10 protein-coding genes and 1 tRNA gene are annotated in these 15,385 nt (G+C 67.8%); 1 reads left to right on the forward strand and 10 read right to left on the reverse strand.

What is annotated here, in order from left to right:
• Nucleotides 1-231 precede the first annotated feature (231 nt).
• The 10 genes from ACH5A8_RS19705 to ACH5A8_RS19750 form a co-directional block, all read right to left on the reverse strand.
• Entirely contained in the window at nucleotides 232-4,155 is a 3,924-nt protein-coding gene (locus tag ACH5A8_RS19705; RefSeq protein ID WP_399003566.1) for a DNA-directed RNA polymerase subunit beta', read from the reverse strand.
• Nucleotides 4,156-4,257: 102 nt separating this feature from the next.
• Nucleotides 4,258-7,743 carry a DNA-directed RNA polymerase subunit beta gene (gene rpoB / locus ACH5A8_RS19710; protein ID WP_399003568.1) on the reverse strand — a complete coding sequence of 1,162 codons (3,486 nt, stop codon included), beginning with the start codon at nucleotides 7,741-7,743 and terminating at the stop codon, nucleotides 4,258-4,260.
• A 635-nt stretch (nucleotides 7,744-8,378) separates the two neighbouring features.
• On the reverse strand, nucleotides 8,379-8,765 hold the full coding sequence (rplL, locus tag ACH5A8_RS19715) for a 50S ribosomal protein L7/L12 (protein WP_399003570.1): 387 nt from the start codon (nucleotides 8,763-8,765) through the stop codon (nucleotides 8,379-8,381).
• A gap of 117 nt (nucleotides 8,766-8,882) precedes the next feature.
• Nucleotides 8,883-9,413, reverse strand: a complete 531-nt coding sequence (gene rplJ / locus ACH5A8_RS19720) for a 50S ribosomal protein L10 (protein ID WP_399003572.1) — start codon at nucleotides 9,411-9,413, stop codon at nucleotides 8,883-8,885.
• A 404-nt stretch (nucleotides 9,414-9,817) separates the two neighbouring features.
• Nucleotides 9,818-10,744 (reverse strand): hypothetical protein, encoded by a 927-nt coding sequence (locus tag ACH5A8_RS19725; protein ID WP_399003574.1) that lies wholly within the window; start codon nucleotides 10,742-10,744, stop codon nucleotides 9,818-9,820.
• Nucleotides 10,745-10,896: 152 nt separating this feature from the next.
• Complete coding sequence (gene rplA / locus ACH5A8_RS19730; RefSeq protein WP_399003576.1) at nucleotides 10,897-11,622, reverse strand: 50S ribosomal protein L1; 726 nt, start codon at nucleotides 11,620-11,622, stop codon at nucleotides 10,897-10,899.
• Nucleotides 11,623-11,718: 96 nt separating this feature from the next.
• Nucleotides 11,719-12,153 (reverse strand): 50S ribosomal protein L11, encoded by a 435-nt coding sequence (rplK, locus tag ACH5A8_RS19735; protein ID WP_164581833.1) that lies wholly within the window; start codon nucleotides 12,151-12,153, stop codon nucleotides 11,719-11,721.
• Nucleotides 12,154-12,323: 170 nt separating this feature from the next.
• A complete protein-coding gene (gene nusG / locus ACH5A8_RS19740; protein ID WP_399003578.1) occupies nucleotides 12,324-13,193 on the reverse strand; it encodes a transcription termination/antitermination protein NusG in 870 nt (289 codons plus the stop codon).
• Nucleotides 13,194-13,274: 81 nt separating this feature from the next.
• Nucleotides 13,275-13,562 (reverse strand): preprotein translocase subunit SecE, encoded by a 288-nt coding sequence (secE, locus tag ACH5A8_RS19745; protein ID WP_399003580.1) that lies wholly within the window; start codon nucleotides 13,560-13,562, stop codon nucleotides 13,275-13,277.
• A gap of 108 nt (nucleotides 13,563-13,670) precedes the next feature.
• Nucleotides 13,671-13,743: transfer RNA gene (locus ACH5A8_RS19750), tRNA-Trp, on the reverse strand.
• Nucleotides 13,744-14,023: 280 nt separating this feature from the next.
• Between ACH5A8_RS19750 and ACH5A8_RS19755 the strand changes: the two genes are divergently transcribed.
• Nucleotides 14,024-15,250, forward strand: coding sequence for a pyridoxal phosphate-dependent aminotransferase (locus ACH5A8_RS19755; RefSeq protein WP_399003582.1), 1,227 nt, complete (start codon nucleotides 14,024-14,026; stop codon nucleotides 15,248-15,250).
• The last annotated feature ends 135 nt before the right edge of the window (nucleotides 15,251-15,385 follow it).

Here is a 15,385-nt window from a genome sequence, read left to right on the forward strand (position 1 = left end):
CGCCGGCCCGTCTGGACGGGCCGCCAGAGCCCTCCCGCACCCGCCGCCCCTCCCCGTCCCGCCCCCACGGGGACTGCCGCCCCGCACCCCCGCAGACCGGCCTGAACGGCCTCGTCCACGAACGCCGGACGGGCTGAACGTCCAGCCCCTCCGAGTGCGGCAGGGCAGGCCCGGACGGCCGAAGGGCGGCCACCCCTCGCGGGGTGGCCGCCCTTCGTTCAAGCTGCTCGCTTACTGGTTGTACGGACCGTAGTCGTAGTCCTCCAGCGGAACGGCCTGGCCGGAGCCCGTGCCGAACGGCGAGTAGTCGATGTCGTCGTAGCCGACGGCCGAGTACATCGCGGCCTTGGCCTCCTCGGTCGGCTCCACCCGGATGTTGCGGTAGCGGGACAGACCCGTACCGGCCGGGATGAGCTTACCGATGATGACGTTCTCCTTGAGGCCGATGAGGCTGTCGGACTTGGCGTTGATCGCCGCGTCCGTCAGGACTCGGGTCGTCTCCTGGAAGGAGGCGGCCGACAGCCAGGACTCCGTCGCCAGCGAGGCCTTGGTGATACCCATCAGCTGCGGACGACCGGAGGCCGGGTGACCGCCCTCCTGGACCACACGACGGTTCTCGGTCTCGAACTTCGAGCGCTCGACCAGCTCGCCGGGCAGCAGCTCGGCGTCGCCGGACTCGATGATCGTCACGCGGCGCAGCATCTGCCGGATGATGATCTCGATGTGCTTGTCGTGGATCGACACACCCTGCGAGTTGTACACCCGCTGGACCTCGCCGACCAGGTGGACCTGGACGGCACGCTGACCGAGGATGCGCAGCACGTCGTGCGGGTTGGTGGCACCCACGGTGAGCTTCTGGCCCACCTCGACGTGGTCGCCCTCGCCGACCAGCAGACGGGCACGCTTCGAGATCGGGTAGGCCGTCTCGTCGCTGCCGTCGTCCGGGGTGATGACGATCTTCTTGGTCTTCTCCGTCTCCTCGATGCGGACACGGCCGGCCGCCTCGGAGATCGGGGCGACACCCTTCGGCGTACGCGCCTCGAAGAGCTCGACGACACGCGGCAGACCCTGGGTGATGTCGTCACCGGCCACACCACCGGTGTGGAAGGTACGCATCGTCAGCTGGGTGCCGGGCTCACCGATGGACTGGGCGGCGATGATGCCGACCGCCTCACCGATGTCGACCAGCTTGCCGGTGGCCAGCGAACGGCCGTAGCACATGGCGCAGGTGCCGACGGCGGACTCGCAGGTCAGGACCGAGCGGGTCTTGACCTCCTCGACGCCGCGGCCGACGAGCTCCTCGATGAGCACGTCGCCCAGGTCCGTGCCGGCCGGGGCCAGCACCTGACCGTCGACGACGATGTCCTCGGCGAGGCAGCGCGCGTACACGGACGTCTCGACGTCCTCCGCCTTGCGCAGCACGCCGTCGGCGCCGCGCTCCGCGATCCGGAGCTTGAGGCCGCGCTCGGTGCCGCAGTCCTCCTCGCGGATGATGACGTCCTGCGAGACGTCCACCAGACGACGGGTGAGGTAACCCGAGTCGGCGGTACGCAGGGCGGTGTCCGCCAGACCCTTACGGGCACCGTGCGTGGAGATGAAGTACTCCAGCACGGACAGGCCCTCACGGAAGGACGCCTTGATCGGACGCGGGATGGTCTCGTTCTTCGCGTTCGACACCAGACCGCGCATACCGGCGATCTGCCTCATCTGCATCATGTTTCCTCGGGCGCCCGAGTCGACCATCATGAAGATGGGGTTGGTCTTGGGGAAGTTCTCGTTCATCGCCTCGGCGACCTCGTTGGTCGCCTTGGTCCAGATCGCGATGAGCTCCTGCGTGCGCTCTTCCTTGGTGATCAGACCGCGCTCGTACTGCTTCTGGACCTTCTCGTCCTGCGCCTCGTAGCCGCGGACGATCTCCTTCTTCGCCTCGGGAACGACGACGTCGGAGATGGCCACGGTGACACCGGAACGGGTCGCCCAGTAGAAGCCGGCCGCCTTCAGGTTGTCGAGCGTCGCCGCCACGATGACCTTGGGGTAGCGCTCGGCCAGGTCGTTGACGATCTCGGAGAGCTGCTTCTTGCCCACCGAGTAGTCGACGAACGGGTAGTCCTCGGGCAGCAGCTCGTTGAAGAGCGCGCGGCCCAGGGTCGTCCGCAGACGGAACGGGTCGCCCTGCTGCCACTCCTGCCCGGCGGTCTCGCCGTCGGACGCGGCGCCCTCCTCGGCGACCGGCGGGGTCCAGCCACGCGGCGGGATGGTGCCCACCGGGAAGCGGATGTCGATCGGCGACTGGAGCGCGAGCTCGCCGGCGTCGAACGCCATGATCGCCTCGGCCGTGGAGCCGAACGCGCGGCCCTCGCCCTTGGTGTCCCGCAGCTCGCCGTCGGTGGTGAGGAAGAACAGACCGAGGACCATGTCCTGGGTCGGCATCGTCACCGGACGGCCGTCGGCGGGCTTGAGGATGTTGTTCGAGGACAGCATCAGGATGCGGGCCTCGGCCTGCGCCTCCGCGGACAGCGGCAGGTGCACGGCCATCTGGTCACCGTCGAAGTCCGCGTTGAACGCGGTGCAGACGAGCGGGTGGATCTGGATGGCCTTGCCCTCGACCAGCTGCGGCTCGAAGGCCTGGATGCCGAGGCGGTGCAGGGTGGGCGCACGGTTCAGCAGAACCGGGTGCTCCGCGATGACCTCTTCCAGCACGTCGTACACGACCGTGCGGCCGCGCTCGACCATGCGCTTGGCGCTCTTGATGTTCTGCGCGTGGTTGAGGTCGACCAGGCGCTTCATCACGAACGGCTTGAAGAGCTCCAGCGCCATCGCCTTGGGCAGACCGCACTGGTGCAGCTTGAGCTGCGGGCCGACGACGATGACGGAACGCGCCGAGTAGTCGACTCGCTTGCCGAGCAGGTTCTGACGGAAGCGGCCCTGCTTGCCCTTGAGCATGTCGGACAGCGACTTCAGCGGACGGTTGCCGGGGCCCGTGACCGGGCGGCCGCGGCGGCCGTTGTCGAAGAGCGCGTCGACGGCCTCCTGGAGCATGCGCTTCTCGTTGTTCACGATGATCTCGGGCGCGCCGAGGTCGAGAAGCCGCTTCAGGCGGTTGTTGCGGTTGATGACACGGCGGTACAGGTCGTTCAGGTCGGAGGTCGCGAAGCGGCCACCGTCCAGCTGCACCATCGGACGCAGGTCCGGCGGGATGACCGGGACGCAGTCCAGGACCATGCCCTTGGGGCTGTTGGAGGTCTGCAGGAACGCGGAGACGACCTTCAGCCGCTTCAGGGCGCGGGTCTTCTTCTGGCCCTTGCCGGTGCGGATGATCTCGCGGAGCTTCTCGGCCTCCTCCTCGAGGTCGAAGGACTCCAGGCGCTTCTGCAGCGCCGCGGCGCCCATCGAGCCGTCGAAGTACGTGCCGAAGCGGTCACGCAGCTCGCGGTAGAGCAGCTCGTCGCCCTCGAGGTCCTGGACCTTGAGGTTCTTGAAGCGGGTCCAGACCTCGTCGAGGCGGTCGATCTCGCGCTGCGCGCGGTCGCGCAGCTGCTTCATCTCACGCTCGGCGCCCTCGCGCACCTTGCGGCGCACGTCGGCCTTGGCGCCCTCGGCCTCCAGCTCGGCCAGGTCGGTCTCGAGCTTCTTGGCCCGGGCCTCCAGGTCGGCGTCGCGGCGCTGCTCGATCTGCTGGCGCTCGACGGAGACGTGGGCCTCCAGCGAGGGCAGGTCGCGGGTGCGGCGCTCCTCGTCGACGTACGTGATCATGTACGCCGCGAAGTAGATGACCTTCTCGAGGTCCTTGGGAGCCAGGTCGAGCAGGTAGCCCAGCCGGCTCGGGACGCCCTTGAAGTACCAGATGTGCGTGACGGGGGCGGCCAGCTCGATGTGGCCCATCCGCTCACGGCGCACCTTGGCGCGCGTGACCTCGACGCCACAGCGCTCGCAGATGATGCCCTTGAAGCGGACGCGCTTGTACTTGCCGCAGTAGCACTCCCAGTCCCGGGTGGGGCCGAAGATCTTCTCGCAGAAGAGCCCGTCCTTTTCCGGCTTGAGGGTGCGGTAGTTGATGGTCTCGGGCTTCTTGACCTCGCCGTGGCTCCACTGACGGATGTCGTCAGCGGTGGCCAGGCCGATCCGGAGCTCGTCGAAGAAGTTGACGTCGAGCACTATGCGTCAATCCCTCTCAGGGTTGTAAGTCTGTGGTCTGAAACGGGGGCCTGGGGGTCGGCGGGGGCCTCACTCATCGGTGAGGCCCCTGCCGGACTCCCGTCAGACCTCTTCGACGCTGCTCGGCTCGCGCCGGGACAGGTCGATGCCGAGCTCCTCCGCGGCGCGGAAGACATCCTCGTCGGTGTCGCGCATCTCGATGGACATACCGTCGCTGGACAGCACCTCCACGTTCAGGCAGAGAGACTGCATCTCCTTGATGAGCACCTTGAAGGACTCGGGGATGCCGGGCTCGGGGATGTTCTCGCCCTTGACGATGGCCTCGTAGACCTTCACGCGGCCGGTGACGTCGTCGGACTTGATGGTCAGCAGCTCCTGGAGGGCGTAGGCGGCGCCGTACGCCTCGAGTGCCCACACCTCCATCTCGCCGAACCGCTGGCCGCCGAACTGCGCCTTACCACCCAGCGGCTGCTGGGTGATCATCGAGTACGGACCGGTCGAGCGGGCGTGCAGCTTGTCGTCGACCAGGTGGTGCAGCTTCAGGATGTACATGTAGCCGACCGAGATCGGGTCCGGGAACGGCTCACCGCTGCGGCCGTCGAACAGCCGCGCCTTGCCGGTCGGGAGCACCATGCGCTCGCCGTCCCGGTTCGGGATGGTGTGCTGCAGCAGACCCGCCAGCTCGTCCTCGCGCGCACCGTCGAAGACCGGGGTGGCGACGTTGGTACCGGGCTGGACGTTGTCGGCGCCGATGACCTGGAGGCGCTGGGCCCACTCCTCCGCGAGGCCGGAGACGTCCCAGCCGCGGCTGGCGAGCCAGCCGAGGTGGATCTCCAGGACCTGTCCCGGGTTCATTCGGGACGGGACGCCCAGCGGGTTGAGGATGATGTCGACCGGGGTGCCGTCCTCCAGGAACGGCATGTCCTCGATCGGCAGGATCTTGGAGATGACGCCCTTGTTGCCGTGGCGGCCGGCGAGCTTGTCACCGTCGGTGATCTTGCGCTTCTGCGCGACGTAGACGCGGACCAGCTGGTTCACGCCCGGCGGCAGCTCGTCGCCCTCCTCGCGGTCGAAGAGGCGGACGCCGATGACCTTGCCGATCTCGCCGTGCGGGACCTTCAGCGAGGTGTCACGGACCTCACGGGCCTTCTCGCCGAAGATGGCGCGCAGCAGGCGCTCCTCCGGGGTCAGCTCGGTCTCGCCCTTGGGCGTGACCTTGCCGACCAGGATGTCGCCGGCGACGACGTCGGCGCCGATGCGGATGATGCCGCGCTCGTCGAGGTCGGCGAGGACCTCCTCGGAGACGTTCGGGATGTCCCGGGTGATCTCCTCGGGGCCGAGCTTGGTGTCACGGGCGTCGACCTCGTGCTCCTCGATGTGGATCGAGGAGAGGACGTCGTCCTGCACGAGGCGCTGCGACAGGATGATCGCGTCCTCGTAGTTGTGACCCTCCCACGGCATGAACGCCACGAGCAGGTTCTTGCCGAGGGCCATCTCGCCGTTCTCGGTGGCGGGACCGTCGGCGAGCACCTGGCCCGCGATGACGTGGTCGCCCTCGTTGACGATGACCTTCTGGTTGACCGAGGTGCCCTGGTTGGAGCGGGCGAACTTGGCCAGGCGGTACGTGATGTACGTGCCGTCGTCGTTGGCGGTGGTGATGTAGTCCGCGGAGACCTCCTGGACCACACCGGCCTTCTCGGCCTTGACGACGTCGCCGGCGTCGACGGCGGAGCGGTACTCCATGCCGGTACCGACGAGCGGGGCCTCGCTCTTGATGAGCGGGACGGCCTGGCGCATCATGTTCGCGCCCATGAGGGCGCGGTTGGCGTCGTCGTGCTCGAGGAACGGGATCATGGCGGTCGCGACCGACACCATCTGGCGCGGCGAGACGTCCATGTAGTCGACGTCGTCACCGGCGACGTAGTCGACCTCACCGCCACGGCGGCGGACCAGGACGCGGTTCTCGGAGAAGCGCATGTCGTCGTTGAGGCCGGCGTTGGCCTGGGCGATGACGAAGCGGTCCTCCTCGTCGGCGGTCAGGTAGTCGACCTCGTCGGTGACCTGGCCGTCGACGACCTTGCGGTACGGGGTCTCGACGAAACCGAACGCGTTGACCCGGCCGTAGGAGGCGAGCGAGCCGATCAGACCGATGTTCGGGCCTTCGGGCGTCTCGATCGGGCACATGCGGCCGTAGTGCGAGGGGTGCACGTCTCGGACCTCGAAGCCGGCCCGCTCACGGGAGAGACCACCCGGGCCAAGGGCCGACAGGCGGCGCTTGTGGGTGAGACCCGACAGCGGGTTGTTCTGGTCCATGAACTGCGACAGCTGGCTGGTGCCGAAGAACTCCTTGATGGAGGCGACGACCGGCCGGATGTTGATCAGGGTCTGCGGCGTGATCGCCTCGACGTCCTGCGTGGTCATGCGCTCGCGGACGACGCGCTCCATACGGGCCAGGCCGGTGCGGACCTGGTTCTGGATGAGCTCGCCCACGCTGCGCAGACGGCGGTTGCCGAAGTGGTCGATGTCGTCGGTCTCGACGACGATCGTGCCGCCGTTGTCCCCGGCGGTCTCGGTCTCGCCGGCGTGCAGCTTCACCAGGTACTTGATCGTCGAGATGATGTCCTCGACGGTCAGGATGCCCGCGTCCAGCGGAGCGTCCGCACCCAGCTTCTTGTTGACCTTGTAGCGGCCGACCTTGGCGAGGTCGTAGCGCTTCGGGTTGAAGTACAGGTTGTCGAGCAGCGTCTGCGCGGCCTCACGCGTCGGGGGCTCGCCCGGGCGCAGCTTGCGGTAGATGTCGAGCAGCGCGTCGTCCTGGCCCTGGGTGTGGTCCTTCTCCAGGGTGGCGCGCATCGACTCGTACTCGCCGAACTCCTCGAGGATCTGCTCGTTGGTCCAGCCGAGCGCCTTCAGGAGGACGGTGACGGACTGCTTGCGCTTGCGGTCGATGCGGACACCGACCATGTCGCGCTTGTCGATCTCCATCTCCAGCCAGGCGCCCCGGGACGGGATGATCTTGGCGGAGAAGATGTCCTTGTCGGACGTCTTGTCGATGGAGGAGTCGAAGTAGACACCCGGCGAACGGACCAGCTGCGACACCACGACACGCTCGGTGCCGTTGATGACGAAGGTGCCCTTGTTGGTCATGAGCGGGAAGTCGCCCATGAAGACCGTCTGGGACTTGATCTCGCCGGTCTCGTTGTTGGTGAACTCCGCCGTGACGAAGAGCGGGGCGGCGAACGTGAAGTCGCGCTCCTTGCACTCGTCGATGCTGTTCTTCGGCGGCTCGAAGCGGTGGTCGCGGAACGTCAGCGACATCGACCCGGAGAAGTCCTCGATCGGGGAGATCTCCTCGAAGATCTCCTCCAGACCGGACTTGGTGGGGACGTCCTGACCGGACTCCAGAGCCGCCTCGACGCGAGCCTTCCACGCGTCGTTGCCGAGCAGCCAGTCGAAGCTCTCGGTTTGCAGCGCGAGAAGGTTCGGAACCTCGAGGGGCTCCTTGATCTTTGCAAAGGAAATGCGCAGCGGGGCGGTGCTGGCGCCGTTGTTCGTATTCGCGGTCGAGGCGTTGCGCGAGGCGGCCAAGAGGGGGTCCTTCCGAGGGCTCGGACTCACTACGCGCGTACCGGCCCCTCTCCTGGGCAACGGGACAGACGGTGCCTGAAATGGCGATTGGGCCAGTTCAGGTGCGGTCCGGTCATCGATGCTCGGGCGAGGGCATGCCCCTGGTGACGGGCAGGGGACAGCTAACAGGCAGCGCAAAGGGTCAGTGTAGCCACATGGCCCACTGATGTCCAGTGCCGGTTTCCCGAGACCCTCGTCGTCGTCACCGCCTATGGCCTGCTGCCCTCAACGCAGGTTGATACTGCCCTCTTCGTCGTCGATCCATGCCTCGGATTCGGATCCTCGTGACGACGCGTCCTGAGAATTGCGCGCTGCGTGCGGTTCGTCAAGGCCTCCCATGCCCAAACCGGATGCTGCCATCGTCACGTGCAGCCTGCCGCCGGGGGCCTCCTGAGGCACAACGAAGATCACCATACCCCTCCCGGTGTCGGGTGCAAGGCCGCCACAGCCACCCCCCGGGAACGCCGAAGAGCGACCACCCGGATGGATGATCGCTCTTCGGTGCGTTCGCGTTACAGCCCTATGCGGCCCGTCCTACGGGGCGTGCCGCGAGGCCGTCGACGGCTCGCAGGAGTCCGTGCGGACCCGTGGAGGTCTTACTTGACCTCGACGGAGGCGCCGGCGCCCTCGAGGGACTCCTTGGCCTTGTCCGCGGCCTCCTTGTTGACCTTCTCCAGGACGGGCTTCGGCGCACCGTCGACCAGGTCCTTGGCCTCCTTCAGGCCGAGGGAGGTCAGCTCGCGCACGACCTTGATGACCTGGATCTTCTTGTCGCCGGCACCGGTGAGGATGACGTCGAACTCGTCCTTCTCCTCGACGGCCTCGGCGGCACCGCCGGCGGCACCACCGGCGACGACGACCGGGGCGGCCGCGGCGGCGGTGACGTCGAACTTCTCCTCGAAGGCCTTCACGAACTCGGAGAGCTCGATGAGGGTCATCTCCTCGAACTGGGCGAGCAGGTCTTCCTGGCTGAGCTTCGCCATGATGGGCGATCCTTCCACTGATTCGGCAGGTGCCGGATGTACTGGGTGAGGCGGGCGTACGTCGGGCCCGCTGCGACCCGAGCCGCCTAGGCGGCCAGAGTCAGAAAGCGAGCCGAGTTACTCGGCACCGCCCTGCTCGTCGCGCTTGGCGCGAAGCGCGTCCACGGTGCGGACGAGCTTCGAGGGGAGCGCCTGGAAGAGCGAAGCAGCCTGGGACTGCTTGCCCTTGAAGGCACCCGCCAGCTTGGAGAGCAGAACCTCGCGGGACTCGAGGTCCGCAAGCTTCTTGATCTCGTCGGCGGACAGCGCCTTGCCGTCAAGGACACCGCCCTTGATGACGAGATTCGGGTTGTCCTTGGCGAAGTCACGGAGACCCTTCGCCGACTCCACCGGGTCACCGGTGATGAAGGCGACAGCCGTCGGACCATTGAACTGGTCGTCCAGCGTCGTGATCCCGGCCTCGTTGGCCGCAATCTTGGTCAGCGTGTTCTTCACCACGGCGTACTGGGCGTTCTCACCGAGCGAACGACGCAGCGTCTTGAGCTGCGCCACGGTGAGACCGCGGTACTCGGTCAGCACGGCGGCGCTCGAGTTGCGGAACTTGTCCGTCAGCTCGGCAACCGCGGCAGCCTTGTCGGGCCTCGCCATAGAGCCTCGGCCTCCTTCCGGGTGATTCGGACCGCGCGGACCCGAAGGAGGACTGGGAAAACGAAACGCCCCGGCGCAGGGCACGGGGCGGACTCGACCGGTCGGACACACGACGTGAGCGTGCGCACTCCGGGAGTACTTCCACAGTCACCTGCGCGGGTCGTCCGCATGTACAGCGGATCCTTCGGCCACCGCACCCTCGAACGAGTGCACGGCAACGACCAGCGGTCTTTGGCTTCCTGAGGAGAGTACGTGAACGGGACGCCGTCGAGCAAATCCGCTCGTCGTGCCCCGCCGACCGGGTGACGTACGGGGCCGTGCGTACGGGCCCGCCGCGAGCACGGGCCGTACGCAGCGGCCGTACGGCGCCGTCGGCCGGGTGTCCGGGCGGCGGCGCCCCGCGGTCAGGAGCTGGTGCCGGTCCCGCCCGTGAGGGCGCCGGTCGAGGCGCCCTGCTGCTTGAGCAGCTTCGCGACGTCCTCGGTGTCGCTCGCCGGCGGCGCGGTGACCGAGACCTTCACGCCGTAGTCGCGGTAGAGGGCGGTGGTGGTCATGGGGCCGTTCGCCGTGTCCGCCTTCTCGACCTTCTTGACCAGCAGGTTCTGGTCGTTGATCCAGATGTCGACGGTCTCCGTGCTGATGCCGGTTTGGCTGAGCTGCTTCTTCAGCGAGGAGAGCTGGTCGGCGGAGAGGTTGTGGTTGCTCTTGTCGGCGAAGTCGGCGACGTTCACGGTGCCCGTGTAGTGCGTGGCGCTCTGCCCGGCGACCTTCTCCTCGCCGGCCTTCCTCACGTCCCCGGAGGCCATCAGCAGCCGCACGCCCTGGTTCGGCGTGGTGTTCTGCATCTGGTCCTTGAGGTAGGCGCCGGAGCCGCCGCCCATCGCGGCGAGGTCGTCGTAGGAGTACTTGAGCCAGTGCTTGCCGCCCACCAGGGCGGCGTACTGGTCGCTCATCCTCGTGTAGTACCCGTCGGCGACGTAGCGCGCCTCGGTCGTCGTGCTGCCGAGCTTGCGCATCGTCTCGGCCGCGGTGCCCCCGGTGTACGTGATCGACAGGGAGCCGGCGATGCCGTGACTCCAGTCGAGCGCGCCGGTGCCCTTCAGGGACATCACGCTGCCCATGCTGGTCGTCGACTCGACCCGGGCCGAGTCGGCCTTCGCGGTGGACGTCTCGGCGCTGCGCAGGGCCGCTATGGGGCTCACCGCCGCCACCCCCTGGCCCACGGCCTTGCCGCCCTGACCGGAGGACCCGGAGCCGCAGGCCGCCACCCCGGTCAACGCGGCCACCGCCGCGATCGAGAGCGTCGTCCGGCGTACGGTCCTGCTGTTCATTCCACCCACCCCTAAGCGTTCGCTGTGCCCCGCACGCTAGCGCAGGCCACCGACAGTCGTACGAGAGAGCCGCACAGCCGTCCCACAGAAAAGGGACGAGCCCCGCAACCGTTCGGTTGCGGGGCTCGTCGCCGACTGGGCGAGCCGAAGGCTCAGACCGCGGCCGGGTCCTCCTCGACGAGGAGGTTGCGGGTGCGGTTCGGGTCGAGCTGGATGCCGGGGCCCATCGTGGTGCTGATGGCGGCCTTCTTGATGTAGCGACCCTTGGCGGCGGACGGCTTCAGACGGAGGATCTCCTCCAGCGCGGCGCCGTAGTTCTCCACCAGCTTGGTGTCGTCGAACGACGTCTTGCCGATGATGAAGTGCAGGTTCGAGTGCTTGTCGACGCGGAACTCGATCTTGCCGCCCTTGATGTCGGTGACGGCCTTGGCCACGTCCGGGGTGACGGTGCCGGTCTTCGGGTTCGGCATCAGACCACGCGGGCCGAGGACGCGGCCGAGGCGGCCGACCTTGCCCATGAGGTCCGGGGTGGCGACGACGGCGTCGAAGTCCAGACGGCCCTTGGCCACCTCGTCGATCAGTTCGTCGGAGCCGACGATGTCGGCGCCCGCGGCCTCCGCGGCCGCAGCACGGTCACCGGTCGCGAAGACCAGGACCCGGGCGGTCTTGCCGGTGCCGTGCGGAAGGTTCACGGTGCCACGGACCATCTGGTCGGCCTTGCGCGGGTCGACACCCAGGCGGAAGGCGACCTCGACGGTGCCGTCGAACTTGGTCGTGGAGGTCTCCTTGGCGAGACGGACGGCCTCGAGCGGGGCGTACTGCTTCTCCCGGTCGATCTTGGCGTCCGCAGCGCGGAGAGCCTTGCTGCGCTTGCTCACAACTGCTCCTGAGGTTTCTGAAAGGAGTCGTGGTACGGGCCGAGCAGGCCCTGCCACGTGCGGCGTTTCACGGCCGCATGACTACGAAGGTGGGGTTCAGCCCTCGACCGTGATGCCCATGGAACGCGCGGTGCCGGCGATGATCTTCGCGGCGGCGTCCAGGTCGTTGGCGTTGAGGTCGGGCAGCTTGGTCTGGGCGATCTCACGGACCTGCGCGTCGGTGATCTTCGCGACCTTGGTCTTGTGCGGCTCGCCGGAGCCCTTCTCGACACCAGCGGCCTTGAGGATCATCTTCGCGGCCGGCGGGGTCTTGGTCACGAAGGTGAAGGAACGGTCCTCGTAGACCGTGATCTCCACCGGGATGACCCAGCCACGCTGCGACTCGGTCGCGGCGTTGTAGGCCTTGCAGAACTCCATGATGTTGACGCCGTGCTGACCGAGCGCCGGACCGACCGGCGGGGCCGGGTTCGCCGCACCGGCGTTGATCTGGAGCTTGATGAGCCCCGTGACCTTCTTCTTCTTGGGAGGCATAGCTCTCCGGGTCCTTTCGATTCGGGTCCTGCCCGCTCCCGGGAAACCACCCGGACGCAGGCATACCGCACAACGATAACGGGTATAGCTGTGCGGCTGAAAACCGCGCAGGTCAGACCGGCTGCGAGCAGCCCGCCTGACCTGCGCGGAAGCGGTACGACCAGAAAGAACTAGTTCTTCTGGATCTGGTCGAAGCTCAGCTCGACCGGGGTCTCGCGGCCGAAGATCTCGACGAGGCCCTTGACCTTCTTCGAGTCGGCGTTGATCTCGTTGATCGTCGCCTGCAGCGTGGCGAACGGGCCGTCGGTGACGGTGACCGAGTCGCCGACCTCGAAGTCCAGCACCTGGACCTCGACCTTGCGCTGCGGAGCCGGCTTGCCCTCGGCCTCGGCGGCCTCGCGGGCGGCCTTCTCCTCCGCCTCCGGGGCGAGCATCTTCACGATCTCGTCCAGGGACAGCGGGTAGGGGTCGTAGGCGTTGCCGACGAAACCGGTGACACCGGGGGTGTTGCGGACGACGCCCCAGGACTCGTTCGTCAGGTCCATGCGGACGAGGACGTAACCGGGCAGCTTGTTCTGCCGGACGGTCTTGCGCTCGCCGTTCTTGATCTGGACGATCTCTTCCTCGGGCACCTCGGCCTGGTAGATGAAGTCCTCGACGTTCAGCGAGACGGCGCGCTGCTCCAGGTTGGCCTTCACGCGCTTCTCGTAGCCGGCGTAGGTGTGGATCACGTACCACTCGCCGGGCAGCGTGCGCAGTTCCTCGCGGAGCTTGGTGACCGGGTCCAGCTCGGGCTCGGGCTCCTCGGCGGGGGCCTCCTCGCCGGCCTCGCCCTCGGCGGCCTCGGCGTCAGCACCCTCGGCGGCCGCCTCTTCGGCGTCCTCGTCCTCGACGTGGAGGGCGGCCTCTTCGGCCGGCTCGCCCGCGGCGGCCTCGGCAGCCTCCGCCTCGTCGACCTCGTCGGCACCTTCGACGATGTCGAGCTCGTCATCCACGGACTCGGTCGGCTCGATGGCGTCGTTCAGGTTCGGGTCAGACACGGTGGCTGCTTCTTCCTGGATACATAGGGGTGGAACATGCGAAAACGGGCGCCGGTAACCACGGCGCCCTTCGCTCTTGGCTCAGCCGAAAACGTACTTGGCCGCGTGGTTGAGCCCATAGTCAATCACGGTCACCAGGGCGATCATGATGGCGACGAAGAAGATCACCACGGTGGTGTACGACGACAGCTGGCTCCGCGACGGCCAGACGACCTTGCGGAGCTCCGCGACGATCTGCCGGTAGAAGAGCGCGAGACGCTTCAGCGGACCCTTCTTGGCACGCTTGCCGCCCTTGCGGGGCTTCTTCTTGGACTCCGCCACCTCGTCCTGGGCATCAGGCGTGTCGATGGAGCCCACGGCGTCCGTCATGCGTCCTCACCTGATTCCGGGTCGTGGCCGTGCCGCGCCCGGTCGAGCCGCACGGCGGTGCATTTCTGTACGTACATGCGCACACATCCCTGGCGAAGGTGTGTGTAGCAGGGCCGGAGGGACTTGAACCCCCAACCGCTGGTTTTGGAGACCAGTGCTCTACCAATTGAGCTACGACCCTTTGTGTGTCCCCCAACGTACCGCATCCGAATGGATGCCCCGGTGCGCACCGGGTGCGGCGGCTGCTGAAGGCCAACGAGGTGAGAGTGTACGTGGTCTGCGGCCCAGCGTCGAACAGAAAGTGTTCTTCGGCGTCCCTCCGACGGCGGTCGACGGGGGATCCCGAGGAAGATCGCCTGGCCACGGCGCGGATCCGGACGGTTGTTCAGCACGTAGACCGGTCCTGTTCAGTCCGTGAAACCCGCGTGCCCACGGCGTTCGGGGTCTGGAACGATGGCGGTATGAGCGCTGCAACCCCTCCCACCGAGCGCCGGGTCTCCGCCCGAGTCGGCGCGATCTCCGAGTCCGCCACCCTCGCCGTGGACGCCAAGGCCAAGGCCCTGAAGGCCGCCGGGCGTCCGGTGATCGGCTTCGGCGCCGGTGAGCCCGACTTCCCGACCCCGGACTACATCGTCGAGGCCGCGATCGAGGCCTGCAAGAACCCGAAGTACCACCGCTACACGCCGGCCGGCGGTCTGCCCGAGCTGAAGTCCGCGATCGCCGCGAAGACGCTGCGCGACTCCGGATGGGAGCCGGACGTCTCCCAGATCCTGGTCACCAACGGCGGCAAGCAGGCCATCTACGAGGCCTTCGCCGCGATCCTGGACCCGGGCGACGAGGTCATCGTGCCGGCGCCGTACTGGACGACGTACCCGGAGTCGATCCGCCTGGCCGGCGGTGTCCCGGTCGAGGTCGTCGCCGACGAGACCACCGGCTACCGGGTCTCGGTCGAGCAGCTGGAGGCCGCCCGCACGGAGAAGACCAAGGTCGTCCTGTTCGTCTCCCCCTCCAACCCGACCGGCGCGGTGTACTCCGAGGCGGAGACCGAGGCGATCGGCCGCTGGGCGCTGGAGCACGGTCTGTGGGTGCTCACCGACGAGATCTACGAGCACCTGGTGTACGGCGACGCGGTCTCCGTGTCCCTGCCGGCGCTCCTGCCCGAGCTGCGCGACAAGTGCGTCGTGGTCAACGGCGTGGCGAAGACGTACGCCATGACCGGCTGGCGCGTGGGCTGGGTCATCGGCCCCAAGGACGTGGTCAAGGCCGCCACCAACCTCCAGTCGCACGCCACGTCGAACGTGTCGAACGTCGCCCAGGCGGCCGCCCTGGCCGCCGTCTCCGGCGACCTGGAGGCGGTCGCGAAGATGCGCGAGGCCTTCGACCGCCGCCGCAGGACCATCGTGCGGATGCTCAACGAGATCGACGGCGTGCTGTGCCCGGAACCCGAGGGCGCGTTCTACGCCTACCCGTCGGTGAAGGCGCTGATCGGCAAGGAGATCCGCGGCAGGCGCCCGCAGAACTCCGTGGAGCTGGCCGCCCTCATCCTGGAGGAGGCCGAGGTCGCGGTCGTCCCGGGCGAGGCCTTCGGCACGCCGGGCTATCTGCGCCTGTCCTACGCCCTCGGCGACGAGGACCTGGTGGAGGGCGTGAGCCGGATCCAGAAGCTGCTGGCGGAGGCGCGGGACTGACGTCCGCCGCCGTCCGCTTCCCGGAGGGCCCGCCGCCCCGCTCGTGACGAGCGGGGCGGCGGGCCCCTTCGTTTGTGCGAGCAAGACCACGAACGGGGAAACGGCTACCGGGACGGCGCGGGCATGCGGCAGGAT

The organism is Streptomyces sp. NPDC018610, from assembly GCF_044391765.1.
Classification (GTDB): domain Bacteria; phylum Actinomycetota; class Actinomycetes; order Streptomycetales; family Streptomycetaceae; genus Streptomyces.

Excerpts from the sequence above, each read along its gene's own strand:
- rplL (WP_399003570.1), bottom strand. The coding sequence starts at position 8,765 with ATGGCGAAGCTCAGCCAGGAAGACCTGCTCGCCCAGTTCGAGGAGATG.
- rplJ (WP_399003572.1), bottom strand. The coding sequence starts at position 9,413 with ATGGCGAGGCCCGACAAGGCTGCCGCGGTTGCCGAGCTGACGGACAAG.
- ACH5A8_RS19725 (WP_399003574.1), bottom strand. The coding sequence starts at position 10,744 with ATGAACAGCAGGACCGTACGCCGGACGACGCTCTCGATCGCGGCGGTG.
- rplK (WP_164581833.1), bottom strand. The coding sequence starts at position 12,153 with ATGCCTCCCAAGAAGAAGAAGGTCACGGGGCTCATCAAGCTCCAGATC.
- secE (WP_399003580.1), bottom strand. The coding sequence starts at position 13,562 with ATGACGGACGCCGTGGGCTCCATCGACACGCCTGATGCCCAGGACGAG.
- ACH5A8_RS19755 (WP_399003582.1), top strand. The coding sequence starts at position 14,024 with ATGAGCGCTGCAACCCCTCCCACCGAGCGCCGGGTCTCCGCCCGAGTC.